The organism is Stutzerimonas kunmingensis, from assembly GCF_021432085.1.
Taxonomy (GTDB): Bacteria; Pseudomonadota; Gammaproteobacteria; order Pseudomonadales; family Pseudomonadaceae; genus Stutzerimonas.
Map to the genome: position 1 here is coordinate 2,774,533 of NZ_CP090366.1, position 13,933 is coordinate 2,788,465.

General features: G+C 60.2%; 13 protein-coding genes. 4 read left to right on the forward strand and 9 right to left on the reverse strand.

The window, feature by feature from the left end; genetic code table 11:
• Positions 1–126 precede the first annotated feature (126 nt).
• A complete protein-coding gene (prmB, locus tag LW136_RS13005) occupies positions 127–1,050 on the reverse strand; it encodes a 50S ribosomal protein L3 N(5)-glutamine methyltransferase (RefSeq protein WP_023444768.1) in 924 nt (307 codons plus the stop codon).
• 312 nt (positions 1,051–1,362) lie between these two features.
• On the opposite strand from prmB, the gene LW136_RS13010 reads away from it, so the two are divergent.
• The 3 genes from LW136_RS13010 (at position 1,363) to folE (ending at position 3,291) form a co-directional block, all read left to right on the forward strand.
• Entirely contained in the window at positions 1,363–1,959 is a 597-nt protein-coding gene (locus LW136_RS13010; protein ID WP_014820638.1) for a cysteine hydrolase family protein, read from the forward strand.
• 133 nt (positions 1,960–2,092) lie between these two features.
• Entirely contained in the window at positions 2,093–2,650 is a 558-nt protein-coding gene (locus LW136_RS13015) for a Smr/MutS family protein (protein WP_014820639.1), read from the forward strand.
• Between the two features lie 95 nt (positions 2,651–2,745).
• Positions 2,746–3,291: a GTP cyclohydrolase I FolE gene (folE, locus tag LW136_RS13020; protein ID WP_003282585.1), complete on the forward strand. Its 546-nt coding sequence runs from the start codon at positions 2,746–2,748 to the stop codon at positions 3,289–3,291.
• A 43-nt stretch (positions 3,292–3,334) separates the two neighbouring features.
• On the opposite strand, the gene LW136_RS13025 is transcribed toward folE, so the two are convergent.
• Both LW136_RS13025 and LW136_RS13030 read right to left on the reverse strand, forming a co-directional pair.
• Positions 3,335–3,937, reverse strand: a complete 603-nt coding sequence (locus tag LW136_RS13025) for a glutathione S-transferase family protein (protein ID WP_023444766.1) — start codon at positions 3,935–3,937, stop codon at positions 3,335–3,337.
• 39 nt (positions 3,938–3,976) lie between these two features.
• A complete protein-coding gene (locus tag LW136_RS13030) occupies positions 3,977–5,143 on the reverse strand; it encodes an aminotransferase-like domain-containing protein (RefSeq protein WP_234173071.1) in 1,167 nt (388 codons plus the stop codon).
• Between the two features lie 80 nt (positions 5,144–5,223).
• Between LW136_RS13030 and LW136_RS13035 the strand changes: the two genes are divergently transcribed.
• Entirely contained in the window at positions 5,224–5,667 is a 444-nt protein-coding gene (locus LW136_RS13035; RefSeq protein ID WP_003282582.1) for a MarR family winged helix-turn-helix transcriptional regulator, read from the forward strand.
• Positions 5,668–5,759: 92 nt separating this feature from the next.
• On the opposite strand, the gene rpsA is transcribed toward LW136_RS13035, so the two are convergent.
• From rpsA to serC, 6 genes are all read right to left on the reverse strand, one after another.
• The gene (rpsA, locus tag LW136_RS13040) at positions 5,760–7,442 is read right to left on the reverse strand and encodes a 30S ribosomal protein S1 (RefSeq protein WP_003302488.1); all 1,683 of its coding nucleotides are present in this window, start codon (positions 7,440–7,442) and stop codon (positions 5,760–5,762) included.
• Between the two features lie 193 nt (positions 7,443–7,635).
• Positions 7,636–8,325: a (d)CMP kinase gene (cmk, locus tag LW136_RS13045; protein ID WP_046621889.1), complete on the reverse strand. Its 690-nt coding sequence runs from the start codon at positions 8,323–8,325 to the stop codon at positions 7,636–7,638.
• Positions 8,322–10,565, reverse strand: coding sequence for a bifunctional prephenate dehydrogenase/3-phosphoshikimate 1-carboxyvinyltransferase (locus LW136_RS13050; protein WP_234173072.1), 2,244 nt, complete (start codon positions 10,563–10,565; stop codon positions 8,322–8,324). The genes cmk and LW136_RS13050 overlap by 4 nt, the downstream gene beginning before the upstream one ends.
• Positions 10,562–11,671, reverse strand: a complete 1,110-nt coding sequence (hisC, locus tag LW136_RS13055) for a histidinol-phosphate transaminase (protein WP_234173073.1) — start codon at positions 11,669–11,671, stop codon at positions 10,562–10,564. The genes LW136_RS13050 and hisC overlap by 4 nt, the downstream gene beginning before the upstream one ends.
• Positions 11,672–11,750: 79 nt before the next feature.
• Positions 11,751–12,848, reverse strand: coding sequence for a prephenate dehydratase (gene pheA / locus LW136_RS13060; RefSeq protein ID WP_023444760.1), 1,098 nt, complete (start codon positions 12,846–12,848; stop codon positions 11,751–11,753).
• The gene (serC, locus tag LW136_RS13065; RefSeq protein WP_041014296.1) at positions 12,848–13,933 is read right to left on the reverse strand and encodes a 3-phosphoserine/phosphohydroxythreonine transaminase; all 1,086 of its coding nucleotides are present in this window, start codon (positions 13,931–13,933) and stop codon (positions 12,848–12,850) included. The genes pheA and serC overlap by 1 nt, the downstream gene beginning before the upstream one ends.

The following is a 13,933-nucleotide window of genomic DNA, read 5'->3' on the forward strand; positions in this document are numbered from 1 at the left end:
CTACAGACCACTCAGCGGCTCAAATGCTCAGCAGTCGACGGGAAAATCCCAAGGTTGCCCGTGCCCACAGGAACAGCGCAAACACCTGAGCGCGACAGCTCGGTCGTTAAAGGGCACGGAGCTGAGTCAGCTTCCCGCGACGCGTGCACGGAACAGGGCCTGATGCTTACGGCACTGCTGCGCCGCAAGCAGGAAGACACCATGCCCCCCGCGCGAGAACTCCAGCCAGGTGAAATCCACTTCGGGATAAAGGGCCTGGACATGAACCTGACTATTTCCCACTTCGACGATCAGGATGCCATCGTCAGTGAGGTGATCCGCGGCCTCGGCGAGCATACGTCGCACCAGATCCAGCCCGTCTTCACCGCATGCCAGGCCAAGAGCCGGCTCGTGATGAAACTCAGCCGGCATGTCGTCGAAATCTTCGGCATCGACATATGGAGGATTGGAAACGATCAGATCAAAACGTTGATTTGGCAGCCCGTCGAAGCCATCGCTCTGCACGGTATAAACCCGCTCTTCGAGTCCGTGATGCTCGATGTTTTGGTTGGCGACCTCGATCGCATCGAACGACAGGTCAGCGAGCACCACCTCGGCCTTGAGAAACTCGTAAGCGCATGCGATGCCGATGCAGCCCGACCCCGCGCACAGATCGAGAATCCGCTTGGGCGTGCCAGGCAGCCAGGGTTCGAAGCGGTGCTCGATCAGCTCACCAATCGGCGAACGTGGGATCAGCACGCGCTCGTCGACGATGAAGGGCAAGCCGCAGAACCAGGCTTGCCCGAGGAGATAAGCGGTCGGCACGCGTTCCTCAATACGGCGACGCAGCAGTTCCTGTAAGTGCTCGCACTCGTCGAGCTCGAGGCGGCAATCCAGATAGCTGTCAGCCATTTCCCATGGCAGGTGCAGCGCACCCAGCACCAACTGGCGCGCGTCATCCCAGGCATTGTCGGTGCCATGGCCGAAGAACAACTGCTCCGCCTGAAACCGGCTGACGGCCCAGCGGATATGGTCACGCAGCGTACGCAAGCGGGAGAGCGAAGCGGTCACAAGGGCATCTCCTGTAAAAAGGGCGCGAGTGTAGCAGGCATACGAAAACCCGAGCCATGTCAGCTAAGGCCACGCGAGCAAGGCTCTCGAGCCATCCACTTGGGCTGTAAATACTCAATTCGTTTCAACACCAGGCGTGCGACCGGCATTACCCTTCGGCTCGCGGTCGGGACTCGATATCTCCGACATATCGTGCGCCCATGCAGTTCGACCGAGTAGTCAGCACAACGACCAGCGAAACATGAGCCGGACGGTTCACATCGGCGCATTCTGGCGCCACAATCAGCCCCCTCACAGCACAAGGAGCCGAAAATGACCAAGCCACAGACCATGCTTCAGCTCAGTGGCCGCAGCTACAACCCGGCGACGCTGACGAATGCCACCTTGCTGGTCATCGATGTGCAGGAAGAGTACCGCAGTGGTGTTCTTGCCCTGCCTGCCCTGGATCGGGCACTTCCGGAAATCACCCGTCTACTGGCAGCTGCGCGCGAAGCTGGCGCGCCGATCGTGCACGTGCATCACCTGGGTATCAGCGGTGGTCTTTTCGATCCGCAGGGCTTCCGTGGACAGATCATGCCGGAGGCTGCACCACTGCCCGGTGAGGCAGTGGTTGCCAAACGCCTGCCGAACGCTTTCTCCGGCACCGAGCTCCACGAACTGCTGCAGAAACTGGGTCGCCTGGATTTGATCGTTTGCGGCTTCATGACCCACTCCAGCATCAGCACAACGGTTCGCGCCGCCAAGGATTACGGCTATCGCTGCACACTGGTGGACAGCGCCTGTGCCACACGCAATCTGCCGATGGGCGAAGGCAGCATCGATGCCGAACAGGTGCACCGCATCGAGATGACCATTCTTGCCGACAACTTTGCCGTTTGCGTGCAAGACGCTGCGGCGCTGGCGCGCTGAAGACCCACTACCCGAACGAGCTGGCAGCCTTTCCAGACACTCTCTGCATGATGCAAGCAAAAGTACGCCTGGATGGAAGCTCGTCCGCCAGGCGCTGTGGCTGGGGTAAACTGCCATCCTGTTTGGAGGCCCCATGCAAGACGACGACTTCTCTCTCTTCCAATCGGCTGTGCGCGGTGTCAAGCCGATCAAGCACGACCGCGCCGAAACCGGCAAAGTGCGCAGCAATCGCGAACAGATCGCGACTCGCCGCAGCAACGCCACCGTCAGCAACGAAACCACGCGCGTCGACGGATTATCGGATCAGTTCGTCATCGACGTAGGTGCCGAGGACGAGCTTTATTGGGCCCGCGACGGGGTTCAGGACAGTCAGGTCCGCAAGCTCAAAGCCGGCCAGATCCCATTTGAGGGAAGTCTCGACCTGCATGGCATGAGCGTCGAGAAAGCCCGGGAGCTGTTATGGGACTTCATCGCCGAAGCGACGCGGCTCGAAGTGCGCTGCGTCCGCGTGACCCATGGCAAGGCGGCAAGACTCGACGGCAAGCGGCCACTGATCAAGAGCCACGTCAACACCTGGTTGCGGCAGCATCCGCAAGTGCTCGGCTTCACCTCCTGCCTGCCACGTCATGGCGGCACCGGCGCCATTTACGTGATGCTCAAACGCACCATGCTTGAAGGCCGGGACGAATGAGCCGAGGCCAGCGTCTCGCTCGCCATACTTGCCAGCCGAGCGGCGGCCCCCTACCCTTCGCGTTCGCGACCCCATGAAGCCTGACAGGTAGCTCAATGTCCCTGGAACAACACTACACCGCGATCCTCGGCCAACTCGGCGAGGACGTTAGCCGCGAAGGTCTGCTCGACACGCCCAAGCGCGCCGCCAAAGCCATGCAGTACCTGTGCAAGGGCTATCAGCAAACCCTCGAGGAAGTCACCAACGGCGCGCTGTTCACGTCAGATAACAGCGAGATGGTGCTGGTCAAGAATATCGAGCTGTACTCGCTGTGCGAGCATCACATGCTGCCTTTCATCGGCAAGGCACACGTTGCGTATCTTCCCAATGGCAAGGTACTCGGCCTGTCGAAGGTCGCTCGCATTGTGGATATGTATGCGCGCCGCCTGCAGATTCAGGAAAACCTGACCCGTGAAATCGCCGAGGCGATGCAGCAGGTTACCGGCGCATCTGGCGTTGCAGTGGTCATCGAAGCCCAGCACATGTGCATGATGATGCGCGGCGTGGAGAAGCAGAACTCGTCAATGGTTACATCGGTGATGCTGGGTCAGTTCCGCGATAACGCCGCGACCCGTAGCGAGTTTCTCGGCTTGGTGAAATAGCACCGAGCCCACAGTAAAACAGGGCCTTGCGGCCCTGTTTCGTTCAATCGTACATGCCTACATGCCGCGGATGACTGGCGACACGCTGCAGCCATCGGCGAATTGCGGGATAGCCTTCGAGGCTGAACCCTCCCTCTTCAGCCACATGCGTGTAAGCATACAGCGCAACGTCGGCAATCGAGTAATGCTCACCCACCAGGTAGGGCGTGCGTAGCAACTGCTGCTCCATAACGTTCAACGCATGGTAGCCATCGAGCTGCTTGGCCTCGTACTCCTCACGGCGATCCTCGGGCATGCCGAGATACACCTTGATATAGCGGGCGACAGCCAGGAACGGCTCATGGCTGTACTGCTCGAAGAACTGCCACTGCAGCACCTGGGTACGCAGCCGCGGGTCCGCTGGCAGAAACTCGCTGCCGTCGGCCAGATAGTTGAGGATGGCGTTGGACTCCCACAGGCAGGCGCCATCCTCCAACTCAAGAACCGGAATCTTGCCATTCGGATTCTTCTTGAGAAACTCCTCGGAGCGGGACTCACCACGAAGGATATTGATCGGAATCCATTCGTACGATTGGTCCAGCAGGTGCAGCATCAGCTTGACCTTGTAGCAATTACCCGACCGGTAATCACCATAGACTTTCAACATGCTCCCTCCCATCGACCCACAACGCAGGTCAGCGATATCTCAGGCGGCTTCCAGCGCTTTACCTTCGCGGATGACCTGCGCCAGACGACGCACCCCTTCTTCCATTCTCTCAGCAGCCACATGGCTGAAGTTCAGCCGCAGATAACCGGGATTAGCGTCCGGGTCCACGAAAAAGGGCTCCCCAGGCATGAACACCACATCATTGGCGAGCGCTCGATCAAGCAGGGTTCGCGTATCCAGCGGCTGCTTCAGCGTCAGCCAGAAGAACAGCCCTCCCTGCGGCAGCTGCCAGGTCGCGAGATCACCGAAGTGCTCGCTGAGCGCAGCCTGCATGGCATCACGACGAACGCGATAGAAATCGCGAAGCTCCGCCAGATGCGCCTGATACCGCTCGCTACCCAGCCACTGCAGCGCCTGCCACTGCCCAATGCGGTTGGTATGTAGATCAGCCGACTGCTTCAGTCGTAGCAAATAAGGGAACAGATCCGGCGAGGCGATCAGATACCCCACCCGCAAGCCAGGCAGCAGCGTCTTGGAAACCGTACCGGTGTAGATCCAGCTAGCACGTTTCAGACGCGAGACGATCGGCTTGGCACTGCCCTGATCGAATACCAGCTCACGATATGGCTCGTCCTCGAGCAGCGTCACGCCAAACTCATCCAGCAATGCTGCGACAGCATCACGCTTGGCTTCGCTGTAGCGAACGGCGGATGGATTTTGGAACGTAGGAATCAGATAGGCAAAAGCAGGCGCGTGCTGCTCCAGCGTTGCGCGCAGGGCAGCCAAATCCGGACCATCGGCCTGCTGGGGAACTGCCAGACATTCAGCTCCGAACAATTGAAAGGACTGCAGAGCAGCGAGATAGGTTGGCGCCTCGACCAGCACCTCTGTTCCTGAGTCGATAAACAGCTTCGACGCGAGATCAAGCGTCTGCTGCGAGCCACTGACGATCAACACCTGACTGGCTTCGCAAGGCACGCCAAGCGCCCGCGCCTGGGCGGCAATAAGTTCACGGAGAGCGGGCTCGCCTTCGCTCATCCCATACTGCCCCATGCTTGCGGGCAGTTCTGCCCAATCAACGATCGGCAGCATCGCCTCAGCCGGCAACCCGCCAGCGAAGGACATCACTTCCGGGCGCTGGGCTGCAGCGAGGATTTCACGAATGAGAGAGCTTTTAAGGCGAGTAATACGTTGGGAGAAGGCCATTTCCATACCAGATGCGAGGCGCTGCAAAATAAGTCAAACTTCTTGACCGAAATTACGCCTCTCACGATAAATACGTCAATATGCCTGACCTAAAAAAAAGCGCAGTGCAGCGCCAGATCATGGAGAGTTTCTTTCTCGGCTATCAGGCCTTCACAGCCAAGCCTGACGAAATGCTCGCCCGCCGCGGCCTGTCCCGTGTGCACCACCGCATTCTTTTCTTTATCGCTAGCTACCCGGACCTGAGCGTCAAGGAGTTGCTGAGCTATCTCGGTGTGTCCAAGCAGGCACTGAATACACCGCTACGCCAGTTGATCGAAATGCACCTGGTGGAGAGCCTGACTGCAGAGGATGACAAGCGAAAGCGCATGCTGCGCTTTACCGCAGAGGGGGCGAAGCTGGAGCAGGCCTTGCGCAGAGAACAGGTCCGGCTGCTTCAAAGGGCCTTCGATGATGTGGGTGAACAAGCGGTAGACGGCTGGCTCGCGGTCAACCAAGCGCTCGCCATGGAGAAAGCCAGAGGCTAGCAGCCCTCAAGAGGCGGCCCGCTTCACCACGCCGGAATCGCGGACACAAAAAAGGGCGACCGAGGTCGCCCTTTTTCATGAAGAACCCGAACTTAGTTCTGGTTTTCCATCTGAGCACGGATCAGATCACCAATGGTGGTCGGGCCAGTGCTTTCTACGTCCTGCTTGGTGCGCAGCTCTTTCATCGCATCCTTTTCGTCTTCGACGTCTTTGGACTTGATGGACAGGCTGATCACGCGGGACTTGCGGTCGATGCTGATGATCTTGGCTTCGACTTCGTCGCCTTCCTTCAGCACGTTGCGCGCGTCTTCAACGCGGTCACGGCTGATTTCGGAAGCTTTCAGAGTGGCTTCGATATCGTTGCCGAGGTCGATGATGGCGCCTTTGGCGTCAACTTCTTTCACGGTACCGCGAACGATGCTGCCCTTGTCATTGACGGCGGCGTAGTTGGAGAACGGATCGTCTTCCAGCTGCTTGATGCCCAGGGAGATACGCTCACGCTCCGGATCGACCGACAGGATGACGGTATCCAGCTCGTCGCCCTTCTTGAAGCGACGCACGGCTTCTTCACCCGGCTCGTTCCAGGAGATGTCGGACAGGTGAACCAGGCCGTCGATGCCGCCGTCCAGACCAATGAAGATACCAAAATCGGTGATCGACTTGATGGTGCCGGAGATGCGGTCGCCCTTGTTGAACTGGCCAGAGAAGTCTTCCCATGGGTTGGACTTGCACTGCTTGATACCCAGGGAGATGCGACGACGCTCTTCGTCGATGTCCAGAACCATGACTTCCACTTCGTCGCCGACCTGTACGACCTTCGACGGGTGGATGTTCTTGTTGGTCCAATCCATTTCGGAAACGTGTACCAGACCTTCGACGCCTTCTTCCAGCTCGGCAAAGCAGCCGTAGTCGGTGAGGTTGGTGACGCGAGCCTGAACACGAGTGCCTTCCGGGTAACGAGCCTTGATGGCAACCCATGGGTCTTCGCCCAGCTGCTTCAGGCCCAGCGATACACGGTTGCGCTCGCGGTCGAACTTCAGAACCTTGACATCGATCTCGTCGCCAACGTTGACGATCTCCGACGGATGCTTGATACGCTTCCAGGCCATGTCGGTGATGTGCAGCAGACCATCGACGCCGCCCAAGTCAACGAACGCACCGTAGTCGGTGAGGTTCTTGACGATACCTTTGACCTGCTGACCTTCCTGCAGGGACTCGAGCAGAGCTTCGCGCTCGGCGCTGTTCTCGGCTTCCAGTACGCTGCGGCGGGAAACGACAACGTTGTTGCGTTTCTGGTCCAGCTTGATGACCTTGAACTCAAGCTCTTTGCCTTCCAGGTGGGTGGTGTCGCGCACAGGGCGGACATCGACCAGGGAACCCGGCAGGAACGCACGAATGCCGTTGACGTCGACGGTGAAGCCACCTTTGACTTTGCCGTTGATGACGCCCTTGACCACTTCTTCTGCAGCGAAAGCCGCTTCCAGAACAATCCAGGATTCCGCGCGCTTGGCTTTTTCACGGGACAGCTTGGTTTCGCCAAAGCCATCTTCAACCGCGTCCAGAGCAACGTGGACCTCGTCACCCACCTTGATGGTCAGCTCGCCCTGCTCGTTGTAGAACTGCTCGACCGGGATGACGCCCTCGGACTTGAGGCCGGCATGCACGGTGACCCAGTCACCGTCGATGTCGACCACGATGCCGGTGATGATGGCACCCGGCTGCATGTCGAGGGATTTAAGGCTTTCTTCAAATAGTTCTGCGAAGCTTTCGCTCATGTTGATTCCTGCTGTTTTCAGGCGAGAATCCGCCCAATCTCCACATTCCAGACAATGTGGGTTCATTCATATAAAAAAAGGCCTGTGGGACTGGATCTGGTCTCCCACATGCCTCCTTGTTAACGGCCCCGAGATGCACAGCCTGGTGGCTGTGCCTACTCAAGGTCCGTTTGGCCGCCTTTCGGCGTTCCGATCATCCAGCCAAATCGCGGTCAGCGACTTCGCTCAGAATCTTTTGCAACACCTCATCAATGGAGAGTGTAGTGGAATCCAGTTGAACGGCATCATCTGCCGGCTTCAGCGGGGCCACCGCACGTTGGGTATCGCGCTCATCGCGCTCCCGAATCTCCTCAAGAAGACTCGCGAGATTAACATCATCGCCTCGTGCCTTCAACTGCAAGTAACGTCTGCGAGCACGCTCTTCCGCACTCGCGGTGAGGAATATCTTCAACGGCGCGTCGGGAAATACCACAGTACCCATGTCACGCCCGTCCGCGACCAGTCCCGGCGCCTCGCGGAAGGCCTTCTGTCGCTGCAGCAAGGCGGTGCGAACCACCGGTAACGCTGCGACCTGGGATGCGCCGGCGCCAACCTGCTCGTTACGGATCGACTCGGTGACCTCCTCCCCCTCCAGAATGATGATCATGCCGTGCCCATCGCGTGCGGCACCAAACTGGACATCGAGGTGCTCGGCGAGCACCTTCAGCGCTTCTTCGTTGGTCAGATCGACCCCGTGATTGCGCGCTGCGAATGCCAGCAGGCGATACAAGGCACCGGAGTCGAGGAAATTCCAGCCAAGCCTGCCCGCGAGCAAGGCTGCAACTGTGCCTTTCCCCGAGCCACTCGGCCCATCGATGGTGATGACCGGAACGGGCCTGATCATGAATCACCCTCCGAATGTACCTGCATGCCGGCGCGCTGCGCCAAGGAGAGGAAGTTGGGGAACGACGTCGCCACGTTGGCGCAGTCATGGATTCGAATCGGGCCATTAGCTCGCAGCGCAGCCACACTGAAGGACATCGCGATGCGGTGATCGCCATGCGCCCAGACTTCACCGGAACCGATCGCACCACCTTCGATGACAATCCCGTCCGGGGTCGGTTCAGCCTTGACCCCCAGTGTCTGCAGCCCGTCCGCCATGACCTGGATGCGGTCAGACTCCTTGACCCGCAGCTCTTCGGCACCGCGCAACGTGGTACGACCTTCCGCGCAGGCCGCAGCCACGAAGAGCACCGGGAACTCGTCGATCGCCAGCGGAACCAGGTCCTCGGGAATGTCGATACCCTTGAGCTGCGCGCCACGCACGCGAATATCCGCCACCGGCTCGCCGCCCACCTCGCGCGGGTTCTCCAGAGAGATGTCGCCGCCCATCAACTTCAGAATGTCGATCACCCCTGTACGGGTCGGATTCACGCCGACATGCTCGAGCACGATCTCCGAACCCTGCGCAATGCTCGCCGCCACCATGAAGAATGCCGCTGAAGAAATATCGGCAGGCACTTCAATATGGGTACCACGCAGCTTGTGTCCTGGCTCGACAACCGCAGCACTGCCCTTGACGGTCACCGGATAGCCGAAACCGCGAAGCATCCGCTCGGTGTGATCACGCGTCGGAGCCGGTTCGGTTACCGAGGTCTGATCAGCTGCATACAGGCCGGCCAGTAACAGGCAGGACTTGACCTGCGCGCTGGCCATCGGCATTTCGTAATGCATGCCGGACAGACGCTGGCCGCCGCGAATGGTCAGCGGCGGACGCCCTTCCGGTGCCGTCTCGATAACGGCTCCCATCTCGCGCAGCGGCTTGGCGACGCGATTCATCGGCCGTTTGGACAGGGACGCATCACCCGTCAACGTCGTATCGAACGGCTGCGCCGCGAGCAAACCGGACAGCAGCCGCATGGAGGTTCCTGAGTTGCCCAGGTAGATCGGCCCGGGCGGGGCCTTGAGGCCGTGCAGACCGACACCATGGACCGTCACGCGCCCCTGATGCGGACCCTCGATGACGACGCCCATGTCCCGGAACGCCTGAATGGTCGCCAGAGCATCTTCGCCTTCCAGGAAGCCTTCGACTTCCGTCACGCCCTCGGCAAGGGAGCCGAGCATGATCGAGCGATGAGAAATGGATTTGTCGCCTGGCACACGCAGATGGCCGGTCAGGCTGCCGCCAGGGTTGGCGAGGAAAACGAGGTCATTGGAATGCATAACGTCCACATAGGCTCGGCGAGCCAGTATTTTGCTGAAATGTTCCCGGGCAGCCTTGGCGCGAGTGAAAACGCCCAACAGCTTGTGCCCGTCTCCTTCATCGACCGCGGCGCGCAGCGCGTCGAGGTCGGCACGAAAATCGTCCAGGGTATGCAGCACTGCCTCGCGGTTGGCGAGAAAGATGTCGTGCCACATCACCGGATCGCTACCGGCGATACGGGTGAAATCGCGAAAACCACCTGCCGCGTAGCGGAATATCTCGAGATTCTCATGGCGCTTGGCGAGCGAATCAACCAGTCCGAAGGCCAGCAGATGCGGTAAATGACTAGTGGCAGCCAGCACCTCATCGTGATGCGTCACCTCCATATGCTCGACATCCGCACCCAGCGCCGACCAGAGCTTGCTCACCAGGGTGAGCGCTTGCGGATCGGTATTTTCCAGCGGCGTCAGGATCACCTTGTGCCGTCGAAACAGCGTGCTGTTCGCCGCCGTCACGCCACTGAGTTCGGAGCCGGCGATGGGGTGGCCAGGCACGAACCTTGGTGGCATGTTGCCGAACACTTTACGCGCACAGCGCACGACATTGCCCTTGGCGCTGCCGACGTCAGTGATCACTGCGTCGCCCAGTTCAAGCTTCGCCAGTTCACCAAGCAGCCGCTCCAGCGCAAGGATAGGCGTCGCAAGCTGAATTACGTCAGCCCCATGACAAGCCTCGGCGAGCGTGTCGGCGCAGCGATCCACCACGCCCAGTTCGACCGCCAGCTCACGCGAGCGTGCATCCAGATCGAAGCCGACCACCTCGCGACAAAGGCCAGCCTCACGCAAGCCCTTGGCGAACGAGCCGCCAATCAGGCCAAGGCCGATCACAACCAGGCGATTCACAATCGGCGAAGGCTGTTGCGCGTGACGAGCGTGATTCACTGAGCGAGTACCTGGCGCAGCACATCGAGAAAGCGTGCATTTTCCTGCTCGGTGCCAATTGAGATACGCAGGAATGTTGGCATACCGTATCCGGCCACAGGACGCACAATCACCCCTTCGCGCAACAGCGCCTGATTGATCGGCGCAGCGTCACGGGCGAAGTCCACCGCGATGAAGTTGCCCCGCGAAGGGATCCACTCCAGTCCCAGCTGACGGAAACCCGTTTCCAGCTGAAGCATCCCGGCATCATTCGCCTTGCGGCTGGCAAGCAGGTAATCGACGTCATCCAGCGCTGCGCAAGCCGCCGTCAGTGCCAGACTGTTCACGTTGAATGGCTGCCTGACGCGATTCAGCACATCGGCGATCACCGGCGAACTGATCGCGTAGCCGACCCGCAGCGCAGCAAGCCCATAAGCCTTGGAGAAGGTGCGCGAAACCAGCAGGTTCGGATAGTCGGCCAGAAACGCCAGGCCATCCGGCAACTCCTGCCCTTCGGCATATTCGATGTAGGCCTCGTCCAGCACCACCAGAACACGCTCCGGTACGCGCGCGAGAAATCCACCCAGCGCAGCAGCATCGAACCAGGTTCCGGTGGGATTGTTGGGGTTGGCGACGAAAACCACGCGGGTATTCTCGTCGATGGCCGCCGCCATTGCGTCGAGGTCGTGCCCCCAGCTCCTGGCCGGCACGGCACGTCCCTCGGACCCGACCGCCTGCGTCGCGATCGGATAGACAGCGAAGGCATGCTCGCTGAACACGGCGTTGAGTCCCGGAGCCAGATAGGCGCGCGCAACCAGTTCAAGAATGTCGTTGGAACCATTGCCCAGGGTGACTTGATTGATTCCGACCGAATAGCGCTCGGCAAGTCGCTGCTTGAGCGCGAAGCCGTTGCCGTCCGGGTAGCGGGTCAACTCCGAAAGCTCAGCCCTGATCGCATCAAGCACTTTCGGGCTTGGCCCCAGCGGGTTCTCGTTACTGGCCAGCTTGACGATTCCTGCGGGGTCCAAACTCAGCTCGCGCGCCAGTTCTTCAACCGGCTTGCCCGGTACGTACGGCGACAGCTTCTGCACCCCTGGCTGCGCCAGGGCGAGGAAATCACAACTCATAACAAAACCTCAGGCTGCAGGCTTCAGGCGGCAGGTACAAGCCGGTCGCCTGCCCCACTGCCGCGACCTGAAGCCGCAATTAAAGAACCGCTTTGGGGTAGGAACCCAACACCTTAAGAGCCACAGCTTCCTGCCCGAGCTTCTCCAGCGCATCCTTGATCAGCGGATCCTGGTGGTGACCCAGGAAATCGATGAAGAACACGTAGGTCCACTTGCCGCTGCGCGACGGCCGCGTTTCGATTCGAGTAAGGTCGATGCCGTTGGCATGGAACGGCACCAGCAGCTCGTGCAAGGCGCCTGGCTTGTTGCGCATCGAGACGATGATCGAGGTCTTGTCATCGCCGGTCGGCGGCACTTCCTGGCTACCGATAATCAGGAATCGCGTGGAGTTGTCCGGGCGGTCCTCGATCTTCTCGGCCAGCTTGGTCAGACCGTAGAGCTGGGCAGCCATGTCGCCGGCGATGGCCGCCGAATTCCACTCGCTCTTGACCCGCTTGGCCGCATCCGCATTGCTGGAAACCGCTACGCGCTCGACATTCGGGTAGTGGGCATCAAGCCACTTGCGGCACTGCGCCAGCGATTGCGCGTGGGAGTAGATGCGCGTGATCCGATCGGTCTTGGTCGTCTCGCCCACCAACAAATGGTGGTGGATACGCAGCTCCACTTCGCCGCAGATCACGATGTCGTGCTCGAGGAAGCTGTCCAGCGTGTGATTGACTGCACCTTCGGTGGAGTTCTCCACCGGCACTACGCCGAAATTCACGGCTCCCGCCACAACCTCGCGAAACACCTCATCAATGGCTGCCATTGGCGTGCTGATCACCGCATGGCCGAAATGCTTGAGCGCCGCAGCTTGGGAGAAGGTGCCCTCTGGGCCGAGATAGGCAACCCGGAGCGGCTGTTCCAGGGCCAGGCAGGACGACATGATCTCGCGGAACAGACGCGCCATTTCCTCGTTATCGAGCGGCCCGCGGTTGAGCTCCATGATGTGCTTGAGCACCCAGGCTTCGCGCTCCGGACGGTAGAACACCGCGGACTCGCCCTCGGCCAGCGCCGCGGTCTTGACCCGGGCGACTTCCTGGGCACAGCGGGCGCGCTCGCTGATCAGATCGAGAATGCGCTCGTCGAGGCTGTCGATTCGAACCCGCAGGGCCTTCAACTGATCGGCGTCGCTCATCAGCCGTGCTCCTTCTCGAACTCGGCCATGTAGGCCACCAGCGCTTCGACCGCATCCAGTCCTACGGCGTTGTAGATAGAAGCACGCATGCCACCCACGGAGCGATGCCCTTTGAGGTTCAACAGGCCACGCGCGTCGGCGCCGGCCAGGAACGCCTTGTCCAGACGCTCATCGGCCAGACGGAACGGAACGTTCATCCACGAACGCGCATTGATGGCGATCGGGTTGGTGTAGAAATCGCTGGCATCGATGGCACCGTAGAGCATGTCCTTCTTGGCGCGGTTGCGCTGCTCCATCGCCTCGACGCCGCCCTGCTCCTTCAGCCACTCGAAGACCAGCCCCGAGAGATACCAGGAAAAGGTTGCCGGCGTGTTGTACATCGAGCCGTTATCCGCCGCGATCTTGTAGTCGAGCATGGTCGGGCAAGCGGAACGCGCATGGCCGAGCAGGTCTTCACGAACGATGACGACCACCAGCCCGGATGGCCCGATGTTCTTCTGCGCTCCGGCGTAGATCAGGCCGAACTTCGAGACGTCGATGGTCCGCGACAGAATGTCCGAGGACATGTCGACGACCAGCGGCGTATCGCCGAGATCCGGAATCCAATCGAACTGCAGGCCGCCAATGGTCTCATTGCTCGCGTAGTGCAGGTACGCTGCGCGCTCGCTCAACTGCCAGTCGTTCTGTCCTGGAATGGCGAAATAATCGAGGGGTTTGGCGCTGGCCGCCACGTTGACGTTACCGAAACGACGCGCCTCTTCGATCGCCTTTCGCGACCAGATGCCGGTATCGATGTAGTCGGCAACGCCATCTTCCGGGAGCAGGTTCAGCGGAATCTCGGCAAACTGCTGGCTGGCGCCCCCCTGGAGGAACAGCACCTTGTAGTTCGACGGAATCGCCAGCAGGTCGCGCAGATCCTGTTCGGCCTTTTCGGCGATAGCGGTGTATTCGTCGCTACGGTGACTCATCTCCATGACCGACAGGCCCTTGCCATGCCAGTCGAGAAGCTCCGCCTGGGCACGCTGAAGGACGGCTTCGGGAAGCGCAGCCGGACCGGCACAGAAGTTAAAGGCGCGTTTGCTCAC

Bases quoted from the DNA above. Each gene is read 5' to 3' on its own strand.
- cmk (WP_046621889.1), bottom strand. From the start codon at position 8,325: ATGATCAGGCCCGTTCCGGTCATCACCATCGATGGGCCGAGTGGCTCG.
- hisC (WP_234173073.1), bottom strand. From the start codon at position 11,671: ATGAGTTGTGATTTCCTCGCCCTGGCGCAGCCAGGGGTGCAGAAGCTG.
- pheA (WP_023444760.1), bottom strand. From the start codon at position 12,848: ATGAGCGACGCCGATCAGTTGAAGGCCCTGCGGGTTCGAATCGACAGC.
- LW136_RS13030 (WP_234173071.1), bottom strand. From the start codon at position 5,143: ATGGCCTTCTCCCAACGTATTACTCGCCTTAAAAGCTCTCTCATTCGT.
- LW136_RS13035 (WP_003282582.1), top strand. From the start codon at position 5,224: ATGCCTGACCTAAAAAAAAGCGCAGTGCAGCGCCAGATCATGGAGAGT.
- LW136_RS13015 (WP_014820639.1), top strand. From the start codon at position 2,093: ATGCAAGACGACGACTTCTCTCTCTTCCAATCGGCTGTGCGCGGTGTC.
- folE (WP_003282585.1), top strand. From the start codon at position 2,746: ATGTCCCTGGAACAACACTACACCGCGATCCTCGGCCAACTCGGCGAG.
- rpsA (WP_003302488.1), bottom strand. From the start codon at position 7,442: ATGAGCGAAAGCTTCGCAGAACTATTTGAAGAAAGCCTTAAATCCCTC.
- LW136_RS13025 (WP_023444766.1), bottom strand. From the start codon at position 3,937: ATGTTGAAAGTCTATGGTGATTACCGGTCGGGTAATTGCTACAAGGTC.
- LW136_RS13010 (WP_014820638.1), top strand. From the start codon at position 1,363: ATGACCAAGCCACAGACCATGCTTCAGCTCAGTGGCCGCAGCTACAAC.